The 5729-nt window shown below is 70.3% G+C and carries 4 protein-coding genes; 2 read left to right on the top strand and 2 right to left on the bottom strand.

The features are described 5' to 3' along the window. Both CCR97_RS29115 and CCR97_RS29110 read right to left on the bottom strand, forming a co-directional pair. Positions 1-741: four-carbon acid sugar kinase family protein (locus CCR97_RS29115; RefSeq protein ID WP_201160149.1), on the bottom strand; the 741-nt coding region annotated here is incomplete at its 3' end. A gap of 1 nt (position 742) precedes the next feature. Next, positions 743-1765: a 2-keto-3-deoxygluconate permease gene (locus tag CCR97_RS29110; protein ID WP_111357053.1), complete on the bottom strand. Its 1023-nt coding sequence runs from the start codon at positions 1763-1765 to the stop codon at positions 743-745. A gap of 278 nt (positions 1766-2043) precedes the next feature. Between CCR97_RS29110 and CCR97_RS29105 the strand changes: the two genes are divergently transcribed. Continuing rightward, positions 2044-3273 (top strand): MFS transporter, encoded by a 1230-nt coding sequence (locus tag CCR97_RS29105; protein ID WP_111357054.1) that lies wholly within the window; start codon positions 2044-2046, stop codon positions 3271-3273. A 170-nt stretch (positions 3274-3443) separates the two neighbouring features. Next, positions 3444-5564, top strand: coding sequence for a sodium-translocating pyrophosphatase (locus tag CCR97_RS29100; RefSeq protein ID WP_111357055.1), 2121 nt, complete (start codon positions 3444-3446; stop codon positions 5562-5564). Positions 5565-5729: the final 165 nt, after the last annotated feature.

Raw genomic sequence — 5729 nt, 5'->3', positions numbered from 1 at the left:
CCCGGTGCTGGTGCTGGTCGGCAGCGTCGCCGAGGCGAGACCGCCGGTGCCGACGAACAGCATCTTGTCGGCGAGCGGCAGCACCGCCTCGGCGGCGACCAGGAGGTCCTCGGGCGTGGCGGCGTCACAGACGACCGCGTCGCAGCCCTCCGCCATGGCGTTCTCGACGATGCCGCGCACGACACCGGCGCCGCGGCGGAGCTGGTCGAGCGGCACGACGCCGGATTCGAGCCCGGCGGTCTTCAGCACGTCGGGCAGGGCGCCCGTGTCGTAGCTGTGGTCGCGGGCGAAGATCGGCGTGTCCTCGAGCCGCTGCCCGCCGACCATGACGCGCCCCGCCTCGGTGGTGCGGCCGGTGGCAGGGAAGGCCGGGGCGACGAACGCGATGGTACGGTGATCGTGGCGGCGCAGATCGGCGAGCAGGGCGGCGGTCTCGGCCGCCGGCTGGCCGCGCAGCGTCGAGTCGATCTTCTTGTAGACGATGCGGCCGGGCGTCCGGTGCGCGGCGAGCGCGGCCGACTGGCGAGCGGCCGCCGCCGGCGCCGACAGCCGGCGGCTGTCGGCATCGACGGCGATCACCGGCACGTCGCCGATGTCTCGCCCGGCGTGGCCGTCACCCCAGGTCACCACGGTCGCGAGACCGCGTCGGGCGAAGGCGATGCCCGTGTCGGCGGCGCCGGTGAGGTCGTCGGCGACGATGAGCCAGGCACGCGGCCCGTTGCGTGGGGCGACGGCCGTCATGTCACGCCCCCTTGGCCTCGGTCGGAGCGGCCATGGCCTCGGCTTCGGCCGGCTCTTCGGGGAGATCGGCGGGAGCGCCGACCAGGCGGGCCGTCCAGGCCGTCACCAGCGGCACCAGGATGGCCGTCACCACCACGGCGGCGGCGACCAGGATGGTCGCGTGCTTGGCGGCCTCGGTGTAGACCGGGTTCGACGCCGCGATGATGGCCGGCACGGCGGCGGCGTTGCCGGCCGTCGAGGCGGCCGCCACGCCCGCGACACCGGTTCCGCCGGTCAGCCGGTCGGCGAAGAACAGCGGGATGCCGGTCAGCACCACGACGGCGACGCCGAGGCCGACGCCGAGCAGCCCGGCCTGCCAGACCTTGGTGAGATCGAGCCCGGCGCCGAGCGCGAAGGCGAAGAACGGGATCATCACCGGCACGGCCTTGGCGAGGAAGTCGCGCAGCTCGCGGTCGAGATTGCCGAGAATCATGCCGACGACGAGCGGCAGGATGCCGCCGACCAGGGTCTGCCAGGGGAACGCCGACAGGCCGGCGACGCCGAGCGTCACCATGGTCAGGAACGGCCCCGACTCGAGCGACATGATCGTGTAGGCGCCGACGTCGCGCGGCTTCCCGTACTGGCCCATCAGGGCCATGTAGAGCCCGCCATTGGTGTCGTTGAACGCCGCCACGACGGCGAGCGTCGAGATGCCGGCGAACAGGCCGCCGTCGATCGGCGCCTCGCCGAGCAGCCGGCCGAGCACGACGCCGGCCAGGATGCCCATGCCGATCTTCACGGCGAACAGGGTGCCGCCCTTCTTGATGATGTAAGGCGTCGCCTTGAAGTCGATGCTGGCGCCCATGCACACGTAGAAGACGGCCAGGATCGTCAGGGCGCCGGTGAACAGGGCGCCCGTGAAGGAGCCGAAGAACTTCGGCGTGCCGGGAGCGAGCGTCGCGATGATCGCGCCGAGCATCAGGGGGACGACCATCATGCCGCCGGGGACGCGCTCGACGGCGCGCTTGATCGGAATCTGTTTCACGAGAAGACCTCTCTGTGATCGAAACGCGCAGTATTGACGGACAAGGCCCGGCGCGTGTGCTTCGGACGCGGCCGAGCAAGGGAGGGCAGCTAGACAACAGGCCAATAATTGCGCATTGCGCGCAAATATCAAGCGATCTTGCGCCCTATACGCAATTTTGCGCGTCGATCTCAACAGCGCCCGACCCGGGCGATCGCCGACGGTCGTCAACGCGGAGAAAATTCTTGCTGTTCCGGCTCGGGCCGGGAACTCTCCGACGCCTGCCTTCGGAGCCTTCCATGACCGTCCTCGCCGAAGCGCCCGCCGGGATCGACGACCGGCTGGCCCGCCGCAACGCCCTCGTGCTCGCCGTCGCCCAGGCGCTCGCCGGCGGCAACACGGCCGTGGTGTTCGGCACCGCCGGGCTGGTCGGCACCATGCTGGCGCCCGATCCGGCGCTCGCCACCGTGCCGGTGTCGACCTTCGTGGTCGGCCAGTGGATGGGGACGCTGCCGGTCGGAGCGATCGCCAAGCGGTACGGCCGGCTCGTCACCTTCGAGCTCGGCACGCTGATCGGCCTGTTCGCCGGCCTGATCTGCGCGGCCGGGGTGATTCTCGGGAGCTTTCCGCTGTTCTGCGCCGGAACGCTGTGCGGCGGGCTCTATGCCGCCGCCCACCTGACCTATCGATTCGCCGCCGCCGACACGGCGAGCGACGCCTTCAAGCCGAAGGCGGTGTCCTGGGTGCTCGCCGGCGGCGTGATGGCCGGCGTGTTCGGCCCGCAGCTGATCATCGCGACCAAGGACATGCTCCCCGAATACGTGTTCGCGGCGAGCTACCTGGCCCAGGCGGGCGTCGCCGTGGTGGCGGCCCTGGTGCTCCTCCTGGTGCGATTCCCGGACCAGCGGTCCGGCGAGGTGCGGGCGGCGGCGCCGCCGCGGCCGCTCGCCGTGATTTTCCGCCAGCCGCGCCTGATCACGGCGGTGATCTGCGCGCTGGCGAGCTACGCCACCATGAACCTGATGATGACGGCCGCGCCGGTTGCCATGATCGCGTGTAACCACTCGGTCACCGACGCGGCGCTCGGGTTGCAGTGGCACGTCATGGCCATGTATGCGCCGAGCTTCGTCACCGGCTCGCTGATCGTGCGAAACGGCACCGGCCGGGTGATCGGCGCCGGGCTCGCGCTGACGGCGGCCTCCGCCGTGGTCGGCTGGGCCGGCACCTCGCTGGCCCATTTCTGGGGCGCCCTGATCCTGCTCGGGGTCGGCTGGAACTTCGCCTTCGTCGGGGCGACCACGCTGGTGACCGCCTGCCACACCGCCTCGGAGCGCAACAAGGTCCAGGCCGTCAACGACTTCCTGATCTTCGGCACGATGGCGCTCGGGTCCTTCGCGTCGGGCCAGATGCTGGCCCGGGACGGCTGGCCGCTGGTCGCCGAGGTGGTTCTCGGCGCCGTCCTGGTGGCGGTCGCGCTGCTCGGCTGGGTGGCGCTCGCCGGCCGCCTCCGGAACATCCCGGAGGCGTGACGGCGGGCCTTCGACCTTCGCCCGAGAACCGGTTGTTTCGATTGCGTCGCAATAGGCTTTTTGGCAATGTCCGCCGCGCGGAATTGCTGACGGCCGGGCTGGTGGGGCTCCGGCCGTGATGTGCGCCCCGCCTGGGGCACTTCTGCCAGCGACACAATCGAGGGTCTTCAATGACAGCTTTGTGGGTCATCGTCCTTTGCGGGGCGCTATCGATCGTCTACGCCGTCTGGGCCGTGCGCTCGGTGATGGCGTCGGACGCCGGCACCGCGCGGATGCAGGAGATTTCGGAGGCGGTGCGCGAGGGTGCGCAGGCCTACCTCAAGCGCCAATACACTTACATCGGCATTGTCGGCGTCCTGATTTTCCTTCTGCTCGGGGTGTTCCTGGGCTGGCTCGTCGCCGTCGGCTTCGCCATCGGCGCGGTGCTGTCGGGCGCGGCCGGCTTCATCGGCATGAACGTCTCGGTGCGGGCCAATGTGCGCACCGCCCAGGCGGCGATCTCGTCGCTCGCCGGCGGCCTCGACATGGCCTTCAAGGCCGGCGCCATCACGGGCCTGCTCGTCGCCGGCCTCGCGCTGCTCGGCGTCACAGTCTATTTCGGCTTCCTGGTCGGCACCCTGCACATCAAGGCCGACGACCGCGTCGTCATCGACGCCCTGGTGGCGCTCGGCTTCGGCGCCTCGCTGATCTCGATCTTCGCCCGTCTCGGCGGCGGCATCTTCACCAAGGGCGCCGACGTCGGCGGCGACATGGTGGGCAAGGTCGAGGCCGGCATCCCGGAGGACGATCCGCGCAACCCGGCCACCATCGCCGACAACGTCGGTGACAATGTCGGCGACTGCGCCGGCATGGCGGCCGACCTGTTCGAGACCTATGCGGTGACGACCGTCGCCACCATGGTGCTGGCCGCGATCTTCTTCCGCGGCACCGACCTCCTGATGCCGATGATGACCCTGCCGCTCGGCATCGGCGGCCTGTGCATCATCACCTCGATCATCGGCACCTTCTTCGTGAAGCTGCCGGCGAACGAGTCGATCATGGGCGCGCTCTATCGCGGCTTCATCGCCACCGCGATCCTGTCGCTGATCGGCATCGCCGGCGTCGTCGCCCTGCTGATCGGCTTCGGCCCGCTGGCCGGCGTCGGCTATTCGGGCTGGCACCTCTATGTCTGCGGCGTCGTCGGTCTCGCCGTCACCGGCCTGATCGTGTGGATCACCGAGTACTACACGGGCACCGACTTCCGCCCGGTGCAGACCATCGCCAAGGCGTCGGTGACCGGTCACGGCACCAACATCATCCAGGGTCTCGCCGTGTCGCTCGAGTCGACGGCGCTGCCCACCATCGTGATCATCGCCGGCATCCTGATCACCTACGGCCTCGCCGGCCTGTTCGGCATCGCGGTCGGCGTCACCACCATGCTGGCGCTGGCCGGCTTCGTGGTCGCCCTCGACGCCTTCGGCCCGGTCACCGACAACGCCGGCGGCATCGCCGAGATGGCGGGCCTGCCCAAGGAGGTGCGCAAGTCGACCGACGCGCTCGACGCCGTCGGCAACACGACGAAGGCGGTCACCAAGGGCTACGCGATCGGCTCCGCCGGCCTCGGCGCCCTGGTGCTGTTCGCGGCCTACAACGAGGACCTCAAGTACTTCATCGCCAACGCGTCCGCCCACCCGTACTTCGCCGGCGTGAAGCTCGACTTCGCGCTGACCAATCCCTACGTGGTGGTCGGCCTGCTGTTCGGCGGCCTGCTGCCGTACCTGTTCGGCGCCATGGGCATGATGGCGGTCGGCCGCGCCGCCTCGGCGATCGTCGAGGAGGTCCGTCGCCAGTTCCACGAGCGGCCCGGCATCATGGCCGGCACCGAGCGGCCCGACTACGGCCGCGCCGTCGACCTGCTGACCAAGGCGGCCATCAAGGAGATGGTGATCCCGTCGCTGCTGCCGGTGCTGTCGCCGATCGTCGTCTACTTCGCCATCTACGTGATCGCGGGCGGCGGGGCGGCCGGCAAGTCGGCGGCCTTCTCGGCGGTCGGCGCCATGCTCTTGGGCGTCATCGTCACCGGCCTGTTCGTCGCCATCTCGATGACCTCGGGCGGCGGCGCCTGGGACAACGCCAAGAAGTACATCGAGGACGGCCACTATGGCGGCAAGGGCTCGGAGGCCCACAAGGCGTCGGTGACGGGCGACACCGTCGGCGACCCCTACAAGGACACGGCGGGGCCCGCCGTGAACCCGATGATCAAGATCACCAACATCGTGGCGCTGCTGCTCCTGGCGATCCTCGCCCACTGAGCCTCGGCACACGCTGCAACGACGAAGCCCCGCGGCGCGCGCCGCGGGGCTTTTTCGTGTCGCACATGCCTCGTCGACGGCGCTACGCCGTCGCCCGGAACGCCGCCGCGAGCAGCTTCAGCGCGGCGCGGGCCTCGCGGTCGGCGGCGGCGGCGTGCAGCACCA

This window comes from Rhodoplanes elegans, assembly GCF_016653355.1.
GTDB classification, from domain to species: Bacteria; Pseudomonadota; Alphaproteobacteria; order Rhizobiales; family Xanthobacteraceae; genus Rhodoplanes; species Rhodoplanes elegans.
The sequence above is the reverse complement of the archived record's forward strand: the minus strand, read 5'-3'. Positions and strand labels throughout refer to the sequence as shown.